This is a genomic window from Acinetobacter pseudolwoffii (assembly GCF_002803605.1).
GTDB lineage: Bacteria > Pseudomonadota > Gammaproteobacteria > Pseudomonadales > Moraxellaceae > Acinetobacter > Acinetobacter pseudolwoffii.
In genome coordinates this window covers 16934-35939 of the sequence record NZ_PHRG01000018.1, presented here as the reverse complement: position 1 = coordinate 35939, position 19006 = coordinate 16934, and the positions used below count along the sequence as shown (strand labels likewise).

Annotated in this window: 18 protein-coding genes and 4 pseudogenes; 8 read left to right on the top strand and 14 right to left on the bottom strand. The window is 37.5% G+C overall.

The genetic code is table 11. From position 1 onward, the window contains the following. Window positions 1-13 precede the first annotated feature (13 nt). The 4 genes and pseudogenes from CWI32_RS14780 to CWI32_RS14765 form a co-directional block, all read right to left on the bottom strand. Window positions 14-1303 (bottom strand): type II toxin-antitoxin system HipA family toxin, encoded by a 1290-nt coding sequence (locus CWI32_RS14780; RefSeq protein WP_100535629.1) that lies wholly within the window; start codon window positions 1301-1303, stop codon window positions 14-16. Continuing rightward, on the bottom strand, window positions 1300-1608 hold the full coding sequence (locus tag CWI32_RS14775; RefSeq protein WP_004282130.1) for a helix-turn-helix transcriptional regulator: 309 nt from the start codon (window positions 1606-1608) through the stop codon (window positions 1300-1302). The genes CWI32_RS14780 and CWI32_RS14775 overlap by 4 nt, the downstream gene beginning before the upstream one ends. A 142-nt stretch (window positions 1609-1750) precedes the next feature. Next, window positions 1751-2065, bottom strand: a pseudogene (locus CWI32_RS14770) (transposase); the annotation flags it as partial. Between the two features lie 132 nt (window positions 2066-2197). Next, window positions 2198-2393 (bottom strand): annotated as a pseudogene (locus CWI32_RS14765) (IS3 family transposase); the annotation flags it as partial. A 277-nt stretch (window positions 2394-2670) separates the two neighbouring features. Here CWI32_RS14765 and CWI32_RS14760 point away from each other — a divergent pair. From CWI32_RS14760 to CWI32_RS14745, 4 genes are all read left to right on the top strand, one after another. Then, window positions 2671-3654: a putative oxygenase MesX gene (locus CWI32_RS14760; protein ID WP_074382654.1), complete on the top strand. Its 984-nt coding sequence runs from the start codon at window positions 2671-2673 to the stop codon at window positions 3652-3654. Window positions 3655-3704: 50 nt separating this feature from the next. Next, complete coding sequence (locus tag CWI32_RS14755; RefSeq protein WP_004733166.1) at window positions 3705-4748, top strand: methionine synthase; 1044 nt, start codon at window positions 3705-3707, stop codon at window positions 4746-4748. A gap of 98 nt (window positions 4749-4846) precedes the next feature. Then, window positions 4847-5341 (top strand): flavin reductase, encoded by a 495-nt coding sequence (locus CWI32_RS14750; RefSeq protein WP_005093807.1) that lies wholly within the window; start codon window positions 4847-4849, stop codon window positions 5339-5341. 41 nt (window positions 5342-5382) lie between these two features. Next, window positions 5383-6183, top strand: a complete 801-nt coding sequence (locus tag CWI32_RS14745) for a sulfite exporter TauE/SafE family protein (protein WP_005093808.1) — start codon at window positions 5383-5385, stop codon at window positions 6181-6183. A 40-nt stretch (window positions 6184-6223) separates the two neighbouring features. Here CWI32_RS14745 and CWI32_RS14740 read toward each other — a convergent pair whose 3' ends face one another. Further along, window positions 6224-7111 carry a LysR family transcriptional regulator gene (locus CWI32_RS14740; protein WP_035337435.1) on the bottom strand — a complete coding sequence of 296 codons (888 nt, stop codon included), beginning with the start codon at window positions 7109-7111 and terminating at the stop codon, window positions 6224-6226. Window positions 7112-7209: 98 nt separating this feature from the next. Here CWI32_RS14740 and CWI32_RS14735 point away from each other — a divergent pair, with 98 nt between their 5' ends. Beyond that, window positions 7210-7596, top strand: coding sequence for a CidA/LrgA family protein (locus CWI32_RS14735; RefSeq protein WP_005093813.1), 387 nt, complete (start codon window positions 7210-7212; stop codon window positions 7594-7596). Then, entirely contained in the window at window positions 7590-8267 is a 678-nt protein-coding gene (locus CWI32_RS14730) for an LrgB family protein (protein ID WP_074382655.1), read from the top strand. Before CWI32_RS14735 ends, CWI32_RS14730 begins: the two co-directional genes overlap by 7 nt. Window positions 8268-9214: 947 nt before the next feature. On the opposite strand, the gene CWI32_RS14725 is transcribed toward CWI32_RS14730, so the two are convergent. The 4 genes and pseudogenes from CWI32_RS14725 to CWI32_RS14705 all read right to left on the bottom strand — a co-directional run bounded on the left by CWI32_RS14725 (window position 9215) and on the right by CWI32_RS14705 (window position 11616). Further along, window positions 9215-9676: a DIP1984 family protein gene (locus CWI32_RS14725; protein ID WP_004733111.1), complete on the bottom strand. Its 462-nt coding sequence runs from the start codon at window positions 9674-9676 to the stop codon at window positions 9215-9217. Window positions 9677-9871: 195 nt separating this feature from the next. After that, window positions 9872-10235: pseudogene (locus CWI32_RS14720) on the bottom strand (IS3 family transposase); the annotation flags it as partial. Continuing rightward, window positions 10229-10510: pseudogene (locus tag CWI32_RS14715) on the bottom strand (helix-turn-helix domain-containing protein); the annotation flags it as partial. The pseudogenes CWI32_RS14715 and CWI32_RS14720, both read right to left, overlap by 7 nt. A 134-nt stretch (window positions 10511-10644) precedes the next feature. Then, complete coding sequence (locus CWI32_RS14705; protein WP_004733159.1) at window positions 10645-11616, bottom strand: GlxA family transcriptional regulator; 972 nt, start codon at window positions 11614-11616, stop codon at window positions 10645-10647. A 132-nt stretch (window positions 11617-11748) separates the two neighbouring features. Between CWI32_RS14705 and CWI32_RS14700 the strand changes: the two genes are divergently transcribed. Together CWI32_RS14700 and CWI32_RS14695 are read left to right on the top strand one after the other, a co-directional pair. Continuing rightward, window positions 11749-12633, top strand: coding sequence for an MBL fold metallo-hydrolase (locus CWI32_RS14700; protein WP_074382659.1), 885 nt, complete (start codon window positions 11749-11751; stop codon window positions 12631-12633). Window positions 12634-12717: 84 nt separating this feature from the next. Then, window positions 12718-13260, top strand: coding sequence for a cysteine hydrolase family protein (locus tag CWI32_RS14695; protein ID WP_005176773.1), 543 nt, complete (start codon window positions 12718-12720; stop codon window positions 13258-13260). 209 nt (window positions 13261-13469) lie between these two features. On the opposite strand, the gene CWI32_RS14690 is transcribed toward CWI32_RS14695, so the two are convergent. From CWI32_RS14690 to ttdA, 5 genes are all read right to left on the bottom strand, one after another. Beyond that, window positions 13470-14036, bottom strand: coding sequence for a recombinase family protein (locus tag CWI32_RS14690; protein WP_074382660.1), 567 nt, complete (start codon window positions 14034-14036; stop codon window positions 13470-13472). A gap of 477 nt (window positions 14037-14513) precedes the next feature. After that, window positions 14514-15407 (bottom strand): LysR family transcriptional regulator, encoded by an 894-nt coding sequence (locus CWI32_RS14685; RefSeq protein ID WP_100535628.1) that lies wholly within the window; start codon window positions 15405-15407, stop codon window positions 14514-14516. A gap of 204 nt (window positions 15408-15611) precedes the next feature. Then, window positions 15612-17309 carry an NAD-dependent malic enzyme gene (locus CWI32_RS14680; RefSeq protein WP_100535627.1) on the bottom strand — a complete coding sequence of 566 codons (1698 nt, stop codon included), beginning with the start codon at window positions 17307-17309 and terminating at the stop codon, window positions 15612-15614. A gap of 161 nt (window positions 17310-17470) precedes the next feature. Next, window positions 17471-18079, bottom strand: coding sequence for a L(+)-tartrate dehydratase subunit beta (ttdB, locus tag CWI32_RS14675; RefSeq protein WP_100535626.1), 609 nt, complete (start codon window positions 18077-18079; stop codon window positions 17471-17473). After that, window positions 18076-18975, bottom strand: a complete 900-nt coding sequence (ttdA, locus tag CWI32_RS14670) for a L(+)-tartrate dehydratase subunit alpha (protein WP_100535625.1) — start codon at window positions 18973-18975, stop codon at window positions 18076-18078. The genes ttdB and ttdA overlap by 4 nt, the downstream gene beginning before the upstream one ends. Between the last annotated feature and the right edge of the window lie 31 nt (window positions 18976-19006).

Here is a 19006-nt window from a genome sequence, read left to right as displayed (position 1 = left end):
TTACAGGTTTCCTCTAATCATCTGTAAGTATCTGAAAGTCTGGATGCAATTTTTTCCAATGTTCTCTTAATTTTTCTTTATGAACAGAAATCATAGGTAAGTCTAGTAATAGCGCTGGCCATACTGACCGTGCTTTGTCCATAATGGCGTGAAGTTGTTTTTCAATAACACGCCATGGAACACCGACTTTTTCAGCCCATTGTTCAAAGTGTTTCATCTCAGCTAAATACCAATCTTTATTTTTGGCAAGATTCAATGCGAAATGAAGCTCATTTTCAATATATACACTAGTCATCAATATATCGTATGCGGGAGATAATCTTGGTGTTCTTTTGTCCTGATAAATCATACTCCAGTTTTTTAAGTGTGCATCTCCATTGGCGAGCAAAATGTTGACAAGTAAGCGGCTGGCAAATTGCTGAATATCAAGAATTTTGTTATCTGAAAATTGATAAATGATCTTTCCTATCTGCTCATAATTTGTGGTGCTGTATTTCTGCTGTGGATATGCACCGAAGATCTGAGCAAAGTCTTCGATGTGAATAAGCTCTGTAGTATCAGCAGTACTCTGTCTATCAAATCTTTTGATTGCGAAAGCATATTGCTCTTGGGGTAAATTTAATGGTGGAAGGTCTTGTAAAAGGGCCATATCCACCAAGCGAATCTCAGGGACATCTATTCCGACCGTTTTGGCAAGGCTCATCATAGAATATTCATTTAGCGGAACAAAAGCATGTCTGGAAGAAGGAGTTTTGATAATCCAGTCCCCGAGTAGAGACGATTCCGTTGCCTGGACTAGTGTAAAACGCCCATCTTTGGCTTTCATGGAAAACTTCATTTGGACGCCGGCCAAGGAAAACTTATTATCTGTTCGAATCTCTTGCTTTAAGATCTGATCTGGATTAGAGATCTGCAGTTTGAATTTTATTTCATCTGGAATTTCTTCTGGATCTAATGGAGTCGCAATGAGTGCTCCAGGTAAATCATGACCTAAAGCTGCCAATAACTGAAATTCATTGTCTATATGTACTTTGAGGCTTTGTGCAATCAGTTCGCGTAATGCACCTTCTGGTAGCAAGTTTGATAGCAAGGGATGTAAACGCTGATGTGTAACATAGGTCTTTTCTAAAATTTTATCCACTTGAGGATACAAGGGGGAAGTCAGCAGGCTCAAGGTCGGGCGTTGCTGATCAGAGCGGAAAGAATCTGTAAAAACCAGAATATTTTTTCCGCTCTGAAATCCTGCCAAGTATCCAACGATACCGTGATGTAATGTTAATTTCAGGACGGCAACAGTATTCATGGTTCCTCTCCTCCGAGAAGACCCTTCCATGGGTTAGTCATTAAGTCATCCTGATCTTCAATAGTGACTTTAATTTCATCATTCAATAATTGTCTGATCAAATGAACCTTATCATCAGGGATGAGCATCAGTTGAGCATTTAATCCTGCCGCTATAATTTCTAAGGTCTCTAATCGAGGGTTGCCCTGACTTTCCAGTTTTTGGTACTGCTGTCTTGAAATGCCTGTACGGGATTGCATATCAACTTGTTTTAAGCCCAATTGGGTTCGTCTTTTTTTGATTTGCTGAAGTAAAGACTTATTCATTGTAGATGCATTTATTGCTTTTAGGTTCTGTAAGAAACATATTAGTTTCTTTTTTTTTGAAAAGCAATTTATGACTTTATCATTTCGATCGGCTTTGTTGCACAAAGATTTGAAATGCAAAGCGCCCCTAATTGAGCCAAATTTAAGGCGTAACTTGGGTAAGTGGTCGACCTAATTCCGTAAATCTGTTAAGGACTGCTACACGTGCATGGATCTCATTCACTTGGCTATCAAAACTCCTTGCACTGATTTTATCTCCTAATAATTTGATGCAATGCATCTTAGTTTCAACCAAACTTCGCCGATGATAGCCTGACCATTTTTTCCATAGTGTCCTGCCTAAACGCTTAACTGTTCGAAGTAATTCATTTCGCTCTAGCGAGCTACTCTTTGTATCTTTCCATGGTTTCGCATTTTTTCTAGGTGGAATCACCGCATGCCCTTGCCGATCTGCAATGAACCGTACCGGGTTTGTCGGAGACTTTTATTTAAGTTAGGCCACCTGACCTAACGGGTTAATCTTATAATCGTACATTGCTTCAAGCTCAAAAGACGACACATAACTCAGCGCATCAAGCACCATATCTGTATTATTACCACGCCATACACCTTGTATTTCAAGATTTTGCATCAATCGAGAACTGTATAGCGCGCAATAACATAACTTCTCGTTGCAGTTGTTGCCAGACTTTACGAACGCCATACCGGCCCGAACTTTCTTTCCAAATTCGTTTGATTTGCTTAGCATGATGAAAATCATGTAGATCTCGTTTTGCTCGATGTTCCCTTGCGAAGTGATGCGCTTCTCATCGCAGGAAAGTTGGTCTCCGACAAACCCGGTACGGTTCAAGTTGCAAAAAACATTACCAATTTCAGATAAAGATTTTAGATAGCCGCTTAGCTTACTGAATAACTAAAAATCCTCAGCATCTTTAATTTATTAAGATGAGTATTTCTCATCTTAAGCTGAATTTATATCGTTTTACTCATGTTATGATTCACGCTTAAATACAGCCATACAGAAATTTAGCTTTTTATAAAAATTTAGGGTGGCCTATCTCCATGAGTACAGCATTTCAATGTTCAATTAAACGTATCCGTTTTGATGAGAACTATACGCCTGCAAACAACACACGTTTAACCACCAACTTTGCTAATTTGGCACGTGGCGAAAGCCGCCAAGAAAACCTTGCTCGTACCCTTGCAATGATCAACAATCGTTTCAATAGCTTGGCCACCGTGGACAATCCAAAAGGTGATCGCTATTCACTTGAAATCGATATCATCTCGGCTGAAATTGATATCGAAGGCAATGGTCAAACCTTTCCATTTATTGAAACTTTAAAAAGTACCATCCTTGACCACCACACCAATGAGCGTATTGAAGGCATGATCGGCAATAGCTTCTCATCTTATGTGCGTGATTACGACTTCAGCGTGGTATTGCCACAATTGGGTTGTGGTGTAGGTGAAAAACCTGAAGATTTTGGCAATCTACATGGCAAGCTTTATCAACATTTAGTCAATTCAGATGTATTTAAAGCAGAATTTAAAAAACAACCTGTCATTTGCTTAAGCGTTTCAACCTCTAAAACGTATTTCCGTACAGCCAACGTACATCCTATTTTGGGTGTGGAATACAAAAATGATGAATATTCACGTACCGATGAATATTTTGCAAAAATGGGTTTACGTGTACGCTACTTTAAACCAGAAGGTGGTAATGCACCATTAGCATTCTATTTCGCTGGCGATTTGGTCCGTGATTACACTGATTTTGAATTGATCAGTGCTATTGCGACCATGGAAAGTTTCCAAAAAATTTATCGTCCTGAAATTTACAACACCAACTCTCCGGCAGGTGTGGAGTATCAACCAAGCTTGAGCTATGGCGATTACTCACTGACACGTATCGTTTATGACCGTGTTGAACGTGGTGAGTTAGCGGTTAAGCAAGGTAAATGGACAGAAGAAAACTTCATTAAGCCTTATCAAGACATTTTAAATGAATGGGCTGCAAATTTCGAAGTCGAAACAGCTGCTTAATCCATTAAATTGATAAACAGATTTACGAATTTAGACAAAGAAGATTAGACATGGCGCTTACACAACCGAAACTTTTACTCCCAACTTCAACTGCGGGTAGCTTGCCAAAACCGTCTTGGTTAGCTGAACCTGAAAAATTATGGTCTGCATGGAAGCTTGAAGGCGAAGAATTATTAGAAGCTAAACGTGATGCTTTGAAATTATCATTACATGAGCAAGTCACTGCAGGTATCGATATCGTGAGTGATGGTGAGCAAACCCGTCAGCACTTTGTAACCACGTTTATTGAACATCTTGAAGGTGTAGATTTCGAAAAGCGTGAAACCATGCGTATTCGTAATCGTTATGATGCAAGTGTACCTTCAGTTGTGGGTGAAGTTTCTCGTAAAAAAGCAGTGTTTGTAGACGATGCGAAATTTTTACGCAGCCAAACCAGTCAGCCAATTAAATGGGCGTTGCCTGGTCCAATGACCATGATTGATACACTTTTTGACGGACACTACAAGAGCCGTGAAAAACTGGCTTGGGAATTTGCCAAAATTTTGAACCAAGAAGCTTTAGAACTTGAAGCAGCAGGCGTAGACATTATCCAATTTGATGAACCTGCGTTTAACGTATTCTTTGATGAAGTGAATGACTGGGGTGTACCAACCTTAGAACGTGCACTTGAAGGTCTAAAATGTGAAACTGCAGTTCATATTTGCTATGGTTACGGCATTAAAGCCAATACAGATTGGAAACAAACTTTAGGTAATGAATGGCGTCAATACGAAGAGTCATTCCCGAAACTACAACAATCTAAGCTCGATATTATTTCACTTGAATGCCAAAACTCACGTGTACCAATGGATTTGATTGAATTGATCCGTGGTAAGAAAGTGATGGTGGGTGCCATTGATGTAGCAACTAGCAAAGTTGAAACTGCAGAAGAAGTGGCGAATACCTTACGTAAAGCACTTCAATTTGTTGATGCAGATAAACTTTATCCTTCAACCAACTGTGGTATGACACCACTTTCTCGCCAAGTTGCACGTGGCAAGCTTGAGGCTTTAAGCGCAGGTGCTGCCATTGTTCGTAAAGAGCTAGAAGCTTAATCAAACGTAGTCTCGTGCGAAGCAGGGGCAAATTATTGCAAGATGATTTGTTCTACTTAAAGCACGAGCACGTGATATGTACATTTGAGATGAAAGAGATGATTGAAGCAACAGACTTTAGAAATGCAATGTCTTTACTCACCACAGCAGTGAATGTTATTACGACTGCGAGTAAAGCAGGTATGCATGGATTTACTGCATCTGCCGTATGTAGCGTGACGGATACACCGCCAACGTTATTGGTCTGTATGAATCAATCCTCCCGTTCACATGCCCATTTTGTTGAAAATAAAGTCTTGGCTGTAAACGTACTAAGTACTCAGCATGAACAGCTTTCAAATGCTTTTGCTTCAAGTAAATTCAGTTCTGAAGAGCGTTTCAACTTAGGTGAGTGGAGTGCGTTGGAAACTGGTTCACCTATTTTGCAAGATGCCTTGGTCAGTTTTGACTGTGAAATTCAGGACATTCAGCAAGTGGGTACACACAGTATTTTCATGTGTCGTGTGCTTCAAGTTCAACAAAGCGATCAAGAAGAAAGCCTGGTGTATTTTAACCGTGCTTATCATCAAGTGGGTCAGTTGGAACACGCTTAATTCAACGCCTTAATCCTTTCATTTTTTAAAGTTAGTCTATTGTGGAACTTATAACCTTTTTAGTCATCGGTGCTTTTGCTGGTTTTGCAGCAGGGCTGTTTGGTGTCGGCGGTGGTACGATTATTGTGCCACTGCTTTTTATTGTCTTTACTCAAATGGGTTATGACCCCGATGTGGTTATGCACCTCGCATTAGGCACATCTTTAGCAACCATTGTTGTTACTTCGATTAGCTCATTGATGGCGCATCATAAAAATGGGGCTGTGATTTGGTCGGTATTTAAAAATCTAGCACCACCCATGGCGATTGGTTGCTTTTTTGGGGCGGGTATTGCAGGTTTGATATCAGGATTACATCTACAAATCATTGTTGGCTTATTTCTGATTTGGGTTGCCTATACCATGTTTACAGGTGCCAAAAAAGTAATTGATCCAACGAAAACTTTACCTTCATCAGGTCAACAAATTGCTGCTGGTAGTGTGATTGGAGTTGCATCAGCAATCTTTGGGATTGGTGGCGGTAGCCTGACGGTTCCGTACCTGAATCGCTATGGTGTGGTCATGCAGAAGGCGGTTGGAACATCTGCGGCATGTGGACTCCCCATTGCTGTTGCTGGTGCATTAGGTTTTATTATTTTTGGTATAAATGCTGAGATTAATGTACCTAATACCATTGGTTATGTGCATATTTATGCATTTATTGGCATTAGCATCATGAGTTTCATTACGGCTAAGTTTGGTGCGAAGGCGGCACATGCTTTATCACCAGCAATGTTAAAGAAATGCTTTGCAGTTTTATTGGTCATTGTAGCAAGCTTCTTCCTTGTGAAGGGATTAATTTAATATTGGACTTCGCATAAGAGATTTTATGCTAAATGTAATTTTAAAGACTTATTTCATGACTATATTTATTTACTAAATTTAACCAGGCTTTTGTTGCATGAGAGATCTCTAATCCTTTATGCCAAGCCATATGTAATTGCCAGGTCATATCATCACTATTGAAGTATATTTTTTTTAAGTTACTAAATTTTCTACAGTAAATTTCTGGAAGAATAGCTATGCCCATATTTGCCTCTACCATTTTTACTATGAAATCCCATTGGCTACTTTTACAGACAATATTAGGTTCAAATCCTGCTTTTTGAGCTTCACTTAATATGATGGGGGTTAAACTGAAATCATCTGTATAAAATATAAAATTCTCATTTTTTAAATCATCAAAATTAATTTTCTCGTATTTCGTTAAATGTGAATCTTGTTTTGCTAATAAGCATAAAGGGGAATTTAATATTTTTATTGAGTACAGATCACTATGTGGATTTCCTAAAACTATTCCTACATCAATTTTTTTATTCACTAAGGCTTCTTCTATTTTTAACGAGCCTACTTCCAAAAAATTCAGCTTAATTTCAGGATAATTTCTATGATATCGCGCAATCAAACGATGCATTAAAATTGCACCTAATGGAGGTAAACCTAGACTCAATTCTCCTGCTTTGAGAGATCTTATATTTTGAATACTGTCTAGCATATCCTCATGTTGCTGCAATATAGATAGTGCATGTTTATAAACATGTTCCCCTATAAAGGTCAGTTTAACGTGACGTTTCCTATACCCAGTGATGAATAATTTTTCACCAATTTGTTGTTCTAATTGTTGTATAGATTTACTTATCGTTGGTTGTGTATAGCAGAGTTGTTCAGCGGCTGCTGAAAAACTACCTGATTTAACTACTTGTACAAAAATTCTAAGAAGCTTCAATTCCAAAATCAAAATATTCCTATTATGAATAATATTTATAGAATTATTCATAATAGGAAAATAATTAAAAGAATACAATTATATTTATTTAGGAAGACTTAGCTATGTGGAAATTCACACGATTCTTTTTACAATTGTCCTTGATAATGATTTTTTGGGGGTTAGGAGGGGGTATACAACATCTTTTTCATCTTAAAATTAGCGGTGATATTATAGGGTTAATATTATTACTATTTTTCTTATTAACCGGTTTTCTAAGGCTACAATCAGTTGAAATTGCCGGAAAATTTTTAATTCAGCACCTAGTACTATTTTTTATCCCTTGTGTAGTTGGATTGATCCAATTTAAAGAGCTATTTATTTTCTATGGATTTCAGGTAATTATTACTGTAGTTCTTAGTACTATCTGTGTCCTTATTAGCACTGCATATAGTGTTTATTGGGGGATTAGACTAGAAGGTCAATTTGCTAAGGAAAAAAACGAATGTTAAGTATAATTTTTTTATTACTTACGGTATTTGGCTACATTGTTTTCCTACGCATTTACCATAAATTTCCTAATATGTTATTAGCACCAGGTATCGCAGTACCACTCATCCTAATTATATTATTGTACGTGCTACAGGTTAAATACCAGCAATATATGCAATTTAACCAAGGTCTAGTTTGGATGATCGGACCAACTACTGTAGCTTTTGCTCTCCCTATTTATGAATATAAACATATTCTTACTAAACATTTTATTTCTATTAGCTTAGGGATTGTATTTGGTATGTTAAGTGGTGTGTTGAGTTCATACGCCTTAGCTCAGTATTTTTCTTTAGATAGAACACTAACACTTAGTTTAATGACCCGTTCTATTTCAACTCCATTTGCAATGGAACTCGCAAATCAAATTAATGGATCGATTGAGTTATCTATTTTATTTACTATGCTGACTGGAATTGCAGCAGTTTTAGTAGCTAATTTAGTTTTTGGACTTATTAACTTAAAGAATAATGTCGCACAAGGTGCAGCACTAGGAAATGCAGGTCATGGTTTTGGAACAGTAAAAGCTTTTTTGCGTCATACAGATGAAGGAGTAGCAGCATGTTTATGCATGATCTTATCTGGAATTTTAATGGTATTTGTTGGTCCCTATTTGATATTGATGCTGATTTAAGGCCTAGCTATAGAGATTAAGCAGTATAGAGAGTTATAGATTTCTCAGAAATAAGAAGTATTAAATATTTATAAAATTGACATAATTATATTAAGTAAATTCTAAAGCATGGCTTTCAGCCATGCTTTTCTTTATCAAAAAAGTATAGCTGAATGATTACGAGCCAAATCGCATACAATACCTATCATTAAACTTAATGCAATAATTAAATGATAGTAATAGACCTCTTGCGAAAGTCGTTATTACAAGTTCATTCGGTTTACCAGTGCAGCGATTAAGTTAGCCACTGATGTATCTGGCTGCTGGCATTGCTGAATAAGTTGATGTTTAAATTCAGCCGTGAAGGTTCGACGGGGCTTTTTTAGCATTGGTGTGCTGTCTATAACTGTCTTTAAATCCATAAATAGGTGTCCACTTAAAGTTTAGTGGACACTATCGTGGTATTCATGAGTGAGAAAAAGTGGGGCTCAGCGGACGCTTACTTTCATCTTGAGAGAGTTGGGTGTATTTCTTCATTGCGTGCTTTCCAATTGCGAGTTGAAAAAGTCTAATGATTCTACGAATACACCTAACTTTTTCACCTAACTACAAATGTGTCGCACTTGTGATTTGAATCCGCTATTTTCAAAATCTGTCTTTCAGCTCGTTATGCAACAAAGCCGAACCGAATTAAAAATAGGAATGTGCTTCAGCTGATGCTTGCTCATTTCTTTATTTTTAGTAATTGAGGTGAACATACTGTCAGTACATGGTAGTTATAAGTAACGTGTAACTTTGTTTGCACAAAGATTTGAGTTCTGCCAAGTGATGGATTGATTTGTACTTAAAATTTTAAGCTTATCCACTTGCTTTGCAAGCCACTACACTTTATTTACAATCCTATGTTGTGGAAGTAAGGGATCTTGTACTCGCCCAGTATGTTCAACTTGATTATATCTAAAGGACTATTAGGCTTCAATCAAATCAATTTTCCAATTATTCGACTGAATTAACACATTTAAATCACGTAATTTAAGACTAATATCATCAGCTTGTTTTTGTAATGATGAAACTGGAATAACTTTATGCCACTTTATTTCCCGCGTACTATAACGATCAGATTCACGAGATGTATTACTTATTGCTGCAGTTAGGGTTTTGTGCTGTTCTACAAATTCATCACGCAAAGACAATAAAGCAAGTAGAGAACGACCATCATTTAATTTTGTTAAAGCATTAGTTTCATGAATTGCATAACTTAATTTTTGAAATTCTTGAATTAAAGAAAATACTTGTTTTAATAGTTCATTAGGATCTTCAGATGGTTTATCACCATCTTGTACCAATACATTTGCATTGATACGTTGTTTTAGTGAAATAATTTTTTTTTGTTGATCACTTCGAAGTAAGAGAGCTTCTGCTAATTTCATTTTTCACCTATTAACCAATTAGAATTAAGTTTTAAGCAGCTAAGTAATTTCACAAATACTATATCCTCATTCTTTAAAGATCAAAACAATTGATTTTTTATAATTTTCAGAGGTAGAAGTCTTATATTTTGTCATTAGTCGAAGCTCAGAATTAAGCTAAAGGCCTTTTTCAGATGCAGAATCCTTTATCTGATCCTAGACAGTATTGTGGACAGTCGATCCCTCTAAATTCTTACAATATTTTTGTTCAAAGGCTTCAGGACTTAACCAGCCATTTGCAGAATGTCTTCTGATTCGATTGTAATAAATCTCGATATAGTCAAACAAGACAGCATTCGCTTCTTTTCGAGTGGCAAACACACGCCATGGATTACATGACCTTTCAATGTATGAAAGAAGCTTTCAGTCACTGCATTGTCCCAACATGAGCAGTGTACTGCGCAAGACTGCGTGACATACTTTGAATACAGTTATTCGTCAATAATAGTGCTCTAAAAGCACGACTACAGTACTGACTGCCTTGGTCAGAATGAACCATAACTCCTGTTGAATAAGCTTTTCATGCGCCAAGGTTGGTCCGAAACCATGCAGTTGATCAGAAACAATATTGAGGCACTTGAGTCTGAGTTCTTCAGAAAGCCTGGAATTGCTGGTTTGGCCACGACCCGTATGGGCTAATGCAGCTGGACCTTGAACTTTGTATTTCTGCAGTAAGCGTCTGACCTGACATTCTGAAATATGAAGTAGAAGTAGCTGAGCAGCCTGGGATTGAGTTATGCGTTGATCGCAGATTTCCTGCAAGACCGACAATCGTTTAAGTTCTTTATCCGACATAGACACCAACATATCAAACCGTCCGCTTCAATAATCGCAAAAGTGCATATTCTAAAAGCGGACATTTTTACTTTGGAGAAACCGGACATTTCTATTTTGGGCTTACAGACTGATTTCGTATAATATCCATTATGTTAAATGGGTGGATTATTTTCATTAATGATCCCAAAAGCTTTTCTCCATGCCTGAGGGCTGGTGCCATATTTTTCACGAAAATTTTTTCTAAATGACACGGTATTATTAAAACCTGAAAGCTCGGTTATCTTTTCGATAGACAAGTTTGTCGTTTCTAAAAGTTCACAACTTAATCTGATTCTTTCAGTATTCAGCCAATCGACTAGGGTCATGCCTGTCGCTTTCTTAAAATGCCGTGTGAACGTCCTGCGTGTCATATGTGTCCGTTCAGCGAGGCTTTCAATATTATGTTGTAAAGCTAAATTCTTTCTTAAAAAATCAAGTAATACATTAATTTGTGCATCTTGGCTCGATTCTGCGACTGGCTGTTCAATAAACTGAGCTTGCCCACCTTCACGGTGAGGCGGGATCACCATTACTCTAGAGACTTTATTCGCAATTCGTGCATTATAGATTTCACGTACCAAGTACAAGCAGCAGTCTAACGCTGCGCCTGTTCCAGCAGAGGTTACGATCCTTTGGTCCTCTACATACAGGGCGTCATTATCAAGCTGAACCTGTGGAAATCGTTCACTAAAATCTTGTTCAGCCATCCAGTGCGTAGCTGCTTTTTTATGGTCAAGCAGCCCTGCATATGCCAATGCATAAGTTCCATAGCATAACCCTACAATTCTAATTCCAGTCTGATATGCACAATTTAGGGCATTGATAAGTACTTCTTCAGGCTCATGATTAAAATCATCCCATCCAGGAATAATAATAAGATCCGACTCTTTAATGAGTTCGATCCCCCCATCAGGGATAATCATCATAGACTGTTCTGTTTTTACGGGTTGGCCATCTATAGAAAAAATTTTCAGATCAAATAAGCGTTTATCTTCAATCCTGATATTGAAAATGATATGGGGGATAGAGAAGTGAAATGGATTTATATTGGGATAAACGAACAATCCAATCACTGGTATAGCCATTCGGTCTACCTCTCTAAAATAATAAATATAGCATGTTGTCCCAATAGTTTCGATGATTGTCCTTAAAGACAATTTTATTGCTTAATTTTTCCTATCATGATTCGAGTATGACTAAATGATTGGATCTGGAACATGAATAAAATTTTAAGTAGCTCTGTTATTGCACTCTCTCTGGCAATGGCTTCAGTCCATTTATATGCGAATGATAAGGTGGTTCAGCGAGATACTTCTAAAGTTACGCATATACAAGAAATTCGCAATGCAACGATTAAAGTAACCTATGCTGATACGACTTTTTTAATTGACCCAATGTTTGCTAAAAAAGGATTCTATGAAGGTTTTCCTGATACTCATCGTAGCTATTTACGGAACCCATTAGTCGATTTGCCTATCAAGCCCGAAACGATTTTAGAAGGTGTAGATGCGGTAATCGTGACCCATACCCATTTAGATCATTGGGATGATGCAGCACAAGCGACTATTCCGAAAAACATGCCGTTGTTTGTACAGAATAAAGAAGACCAGAAAATCATTCAGTCACAAGGCTTCAAAGATGTTCGTGTATTAACTCAAGCGACCTTTGAAGGGATTAAGCTCACTAAAACTGGTGGTCAACACGGTACTGATGCCATGTACCGTATTCCTAAGCTTAAAGCTGGATTAGGTGAAGCAATGGGTGTGGTATTTGAAGCTGCTGGCCATGAAACTGTTTATGTGGCAGGAGATACCATCTGGCGTTCTGAAGTTGATCAAGCGATTCAAACATTTAAACCTGATGTGATTGTCTTGAATACAGGTAACGCCTTGGTTGATGGCTTTAAAGAATCCATTATTATGGGCAAAGAAGATACTTATCGTGCAACTCAGAAAGCACCAAATACTAAAGTGGTTGCTGTTCACATGGATGCAATTAACCACATGTCAGTAACACGTGCTGAGCTTGCAGAGTACGTAAAAGACAAAGGGATTCAAGATAAGGTTTTAATTCCTATTGATGGTGAAACGCTTTCTTTCTAAAGAAACTTAAAGAAGTGGAATACTTCCACTTCTTTAAAATCCTAAGCAGAACAAAACAAATATTAGTTAAGTAAAGGAATAGATATGTCAAAATCAGCTTTATTAGTTATCGACTTACAAAATGAATATCTACCTACAGGTAAATTACCATTGGTAAATATTGAACAAGCTGCTGCTAATGCAGTGAAAGTAATTGCGAAGGCCCGTAAACAGGGTACTCAAGTGATTCATGTCCAACATATTGCTGATGCTGAATCTCCTATATTTGAACCTAGCTCAAATGGTATTGAATTTCAGGACACAGTTAAGCCGCAAGAAGATGAATCTGTGATCATTAAAAATCACATCAATGCGTTCTTAAACACGAATCTCAAAGAAATTTTAGATAGCAATCAAGTGACTGAGTTAGTCGTGATTGGTGCTATGAGCCATATGTGTGTTGATGCTGCTGTTCGTGCTGCTTCTGATTTTGGTTATAAGGTAAAAGTTATTCATGATGCTTGTGCAACACTAGACTTGGAATTTAATGGCGTTAAAGTACCTGCTGGTCATGTCCATGCAACATTAATGGCCGCTTTTGAATTTGCATATGCTCAAGTGATATCAACTGAAGATTATGTTAGTTAAAGATTAAGATTTTCTAAAATCAACATAATACACCTTATACGTAATGCTTGATATTTCTCTTTAAATATCATTATATTAAAGCAAGCCGTTCTGGAATATAGGGCACCAGAGCGGCTTTTTATTGATTATTCATGTTCCACGCTTAAAATTCGAACAGTGTTTCATGATTTTTATAAGTTAAACTAAATTTAGTTGCTAATCCCAATAAGCTATTCACTAACTTGTAAATATCGGTATACCGCCTGACGACTAATCCCAAAAGCTTTCCCTAATGCCATTTTCGATGGATACTTCCCCTCCTTCCATGCTTCTCGTAAAGCTTCAGCTTGGTCAGGCTTTAGTTTATGCACCCGACCTTTGTACTTCCCCTGAGCAGAGGCGAGTTTTATTCCTTCCTTTTGCCGCTCTAAAATGATCTCACGTTCGAACTGTGCAAAAGCACCCATCATTTGAAGCATCAAATTATCCATCGGGGTGGATTCGGCTGTAAAAGTAATATTTTCTTTTACAAACTGGATGGAAATCCCTCGTTTGACCAGTTTATCTACTTCAGTGACCAAATCTTTTAAGCTTCGCGCAAAACGATCCATGGAATGTACTATCACCCTGTCCCCTTCCCGGACATAGTTCAACATTTCTTGAAATTTCGGTCGGTCAGTATTTTTACCCGAAGCACGGTCAACAAAAATCCGGTCGACTTCAATCCCCTCAAGTTGACGCCCAGTATTTTGCTCGACCGAACTCACTCGCACATAACCTACTTTTTGGCCTTTCACTCTTTCTCGCCCCAATTGGATAAAAATGAACAATTTTGTAAATTATAAATCTTTAATATCAAAGTTACATGTTACTTATGATTAAAAATCATTTAAATGGTACATGGTTTTACGAACTTTTAAAGTGTTACTTTAGGGTATACTTTAAAGATACATTAAAGCTTATAAAATACGATAAGTGACTCTTGCAAGATATCTTGTATTCGAATCAGTCATCTTAAGAATAGGTTTGTCTTATATCTAGAATTTTGGTGGTTATTCATGCAGATGAAAAATACCAACTTCATCTCACTACTTAGGAGATAAATCGAATGGCTAAGATTCTACAAAAATTGTTAGCTAGTCGCTCTCCAGAGGCCAAGCCCGTATTCAAAAAATGGCAGATGAATTACTGCTAAAAAATCAGCTTCTGAATAGCCACCTTTAAGGTAGCTTTTCTCTTTTCAAAAGAAAAATTTGCAAATAATGATCTGTTCGCTATTTTCTTAAAATTTCATAGAAGGTATGGCGTAGCCATTGATGACTAATTTTATGATGACAGGACATGTGCCAATATTGCTTGACTGAATATGACGGAAAAATAATCGGTGCATCAAAAATCTTCAGGTTGCCTCGTGATAGCAATACTTCGCTCAAATAATAAGGAACTGTAGCAATCGCATCTGTTTCCTGTACTACGAGACCCACCCCAAGATAACTCGGCAAACGCATCAGAATATCACGCTTGAGATTTAAGTTAAGCAATTCATTTTCAATATGGTAATGCCCCATGCCTGCATCAATATCAATATGGGTTTCGCGTAAATAATCTTCAGTCGTTAAACAATCGCCTGTCAGACGTGGATGGTCTTTTGCTGCAATAACTACATAATATTGTTCAAATAGTTTTTGCTGATAAAAACCATTTTCTAGGTTAGGTAAAAAGCCAAATGCCAAATCAATTTCACCATTGGCCATTTGATAACTGGTTTCTGATGTAATTGGTCGTACATTCAATCGTATACGTGAGGCATGCTGTTTAATATATTGAGAAATTTTAGGCAAAAATACCAAGTGCGAAACATCAGTCATAGCTAATGTAAACTGTTGCTGTGAAGTTGTTTGATCAAAATCAATACTAAAATTATTAATTGCTTCGACATTGCTTAGAGCTTCACTTACCAGTGGAAAAAGCTGTTTTGACAATTCCGTTGGCAGCATTTCATTGCCAATTCTCAAAAACAAAGGGTCATTATAATGTTGACGGACTTTATTAAGCAGATTGCTTACCGTTGGCTGGCCCATATTCAGATGCTCGCCAGCCAGTGATACGCTCTTAAATTTATAGATATAATAAAAGATCGTGAGTAATTTATAGTCAATATCAAACACAGCAACGCATTTCCTTTCGCTTTTCCATCATTCAGGCTGACTCATCATTCGCAGAATATTTCTGAATGCCAAAATAATAGTTATTACTGGTTGTTTTCTAAGCAATATTACAATGTCACCAACAGCTCCTGATCTGAAGATCTCCTAAAAAGTTTATAAGAAATGATTTCATAAACTTGATATTCACCAACTAACTCTTATCAATTAAACGATACGACTATAAGTTCTATACTCGGGTTTCCAGAAGTTATCTTCAATTTTTTGTTCTAACTCAATTAAGCTCATTTTCGATGCTATTTCATCATGCATTGCTGCTTGAGCAACTTTCAAGGCAATAATTTTTGAAATCTGCTGTATTTGACTTAAATCAGGCAATAAATCCGCTTCTGGATTTTGTAATTTTGGTGAGCAGTCAGCCAAAGCATTTGCTGCTGCCATTAGCATATTTTCTGTCACCCTTCTTGCTCCAGAAGCAATAACGCCGAGTCCTATACCCGGGAAAATATAAGAATTATTACATTGTGAAATATTATAGATTCGGTCTTGATATAGAACAGGGGCAAATGGACTTCCTGTTGCAATAAGTGCCTTACCTTTGGTCCATTCAATAATATCTGAAGGTACAGCTTCAGCTCGGCATGTTGGATTAGACAATGGGAATACTATCGGATATTCAGTATTCTCCACTAAAGCTTCAATAACATCTTTTGTGAAGAGACCTGGCTGCCCTGATACACCAATTAATACTGTCGGCTTCGCATGCTTTACTACATCTAATAGAGAAATAGCATCACTCTTATTTTCCCAAAGAGGAGTATTATCCAGTTTTTGTACAAGTTTATACTGAAAATCTAAGAGATTAGGCTGATTTTCTGTAATTAAACCATAGCGGTCAACCATGAATATACGTTTACGTGCTTCTGCTTCACTTAAACCCTCTCTCACCATTTGAGAGACAATTCGTTCTGCTATACCACAGCCAGCCGATCCTGCTCCAAGGAATGCAATGATTTGATCTTTTAATTGTTTTTTTGTAGCACGTGAAGCCGCAATTAAACTACCTATTGTTACTGCAGCGGTACCTTGAATATCGTCATTAAAACAGCAAATCTTGTCACGATATTTTTCTAGAAGAGGCATTGCATTCTTTTGTGCAAAATCCTCAAATTGAATTAATACGTTAGGCCATCTTCGCTGAATTGCTTGGATCACCCTATCTACAAAATTATAGTATTCTTCACCTGAAATACGTGGCTGCCGATATCCCATATATAGGGGATCATTAATTAATTGCTGATTATTAGTTCCTACATCAAGTGTAATTGGTAGTGTATATGCAGGACTGATTCCACCGCACGCTGTATACAATGATAGTTTACCTATCGGTATGCCCATTCCACCTATTCCTTGATCTCCTAGACCAAGAATACGCTCACCATCCGTAATCACAATGATTTTAACATTGCGACGGTTTACGTTGTGTAGGATTTCATCAATATGATCACGATCAGGATATGAAATGAAGATTCCACGATGACGACGATAAATATCAGAAAAACGCTGACAGGCTTCACCCACTGTTGGGGTATAAATAATTGGCATCATTTCAGTTAAATGATTACCAATTAAGTGATAAAAAAGTGTTTCATTCGTGTCTTGAATATTGCGTAAATAGATATGCTTATTGATTTCTGTGTTGAACGCAGAATACTGTTGATACGAGCGATGACTTTGCTCATCAATGGTTTCAATAGCATCAGGAATTAAGCCAAATAAGTTAAATTTACGACGCTCGTGAAGAGTGAAAGCAGAGCCTTTATTTAATAAAGGAAGCTCCAAAAGCATATTTCCAGCATACGGAATATATAACGGCCTTGTTAATACAGAACTATTTGTTTCCATTGTCCATCTCGTCAAATAAATTTAAAATCTTAAATCCTGTTTTTGAAACTCTATAAACTCAGCTCTACATAGCTACATATTGAGTTCATGAATTATTATTTTTATGAAAGATATTTGCAGATAACACACTCCAACTGAGTGTGTTATCTCTAATTAAAGTCTTATTTAATAAAACTTAATTGCTTACTGATACGATCAAGTACCGGTTGTTTCTTTTCTTGGAAATTAACTTTATTTTGTTGGATTAAATTATTTCCTTTAGTATCAATTGAAATAATTAAAGGACCAAACACTTTAACTCGATTTATCCAAAGTGTTTCCGGCATGCCTAAATCTAACCACTCTGCCCCTTCGATTTCCTCAACTTTAGTGGCTGCTAAAACTGCACAACCACCTGGGAAAATAGCATGTACAGCTTTATGCTCTTTGCAGCCTGCAGCTGTTTCTGGGCCCATGCCACCTTTACCAACAATCAGTTTTACGCCTGTTTTTTGGATAAACTCACGCTCAAACTTTTCCATACGCATACTTGTTGTTGGACCAATAGAAACCATTTCATATTTCCCATCCTCTATTTTTCGGACAATTGGACCAGCGTGGAAGATAGCACCACCTTCGAGGTTGACAGGCAGTTCTCGTCCTTGCTCAATTAAGCGACGATGAGCAACATCGCGACATGTCACTAGACGGCCCGTCAAATAGACAACGTCTCCAATTTTCAAATCTTCTAAGTCTTCATCTCTGAGTGGAGTGGTTAAAATTTTCTTCACAGTACAACTCCTTCGTGAGATAAAATTTCATATGACATATCTGGATTAATCTTGATTTTTCCACGTCGATGAGCCCAACATCCTGTATTTACTGCCACACCGATCGTTGAGGGATGACGTGCTGAGGACTCAATATTCACCCCCATAACACTATTATTTCCAGTCAACCCTTGTGGTCCAATCCCAATTTCATTCAAACCTTGTTCTAACAGATCTTCCATAAGTGCGGCTCGAGCATTGTCACTTTTAGAATCTACAGGACGCATAATTGCCAGTTTCGAAAGACGAGCTGCTGTTTCTACAGAGGTCGAAACTCCTACACCAACCAAAAGCGGTGGACATGCATTGACTCCGCGTTCAGTAATGACATCCATAACAAATTCGGCTACACCTTCATAACCTTGGCCTGGCATTAGAACTTTAGCTGCACCAGGCAAAGTACATCCTCCGCCTGCCATGTATACGTCTATCGTGCAAGTATCTGAATCAGGTACGATTCGCCAATCCAGCCAAGGAATTTGAGTTCCGGTATTAGTTCCTGTATTTTTTTCATCGAAAGTTTCTACAGCATTGTGTCGTAAAGGACCAGAACGGGTTGCCTCTTCAGTTGCTTCTCTTAGAATGTCTTGTAATTCACCTAAAAGTGGAAAATTAGCTCCTGCTTCAACAAAATATTGGATGACACCTGTATCTTGACAACTTGGGCGGTTTAGTCGGTCCGCAGCTTCTTGGTTCTCATCCATTGAATCATAAATTGACTTTGCCAATGGATTTGTTTCTAAGGTCCGCAGCTCAATCAATTTACGCTTAACATCTTTTGGTAAACGCTTACCAATATATGCAGTAAATTTCGCCATGGTATCAGTCAAAGACTCGACTGCAATATTCTTATCCATGTTGTGTTCCTCATTAAACATCTGAATAGTT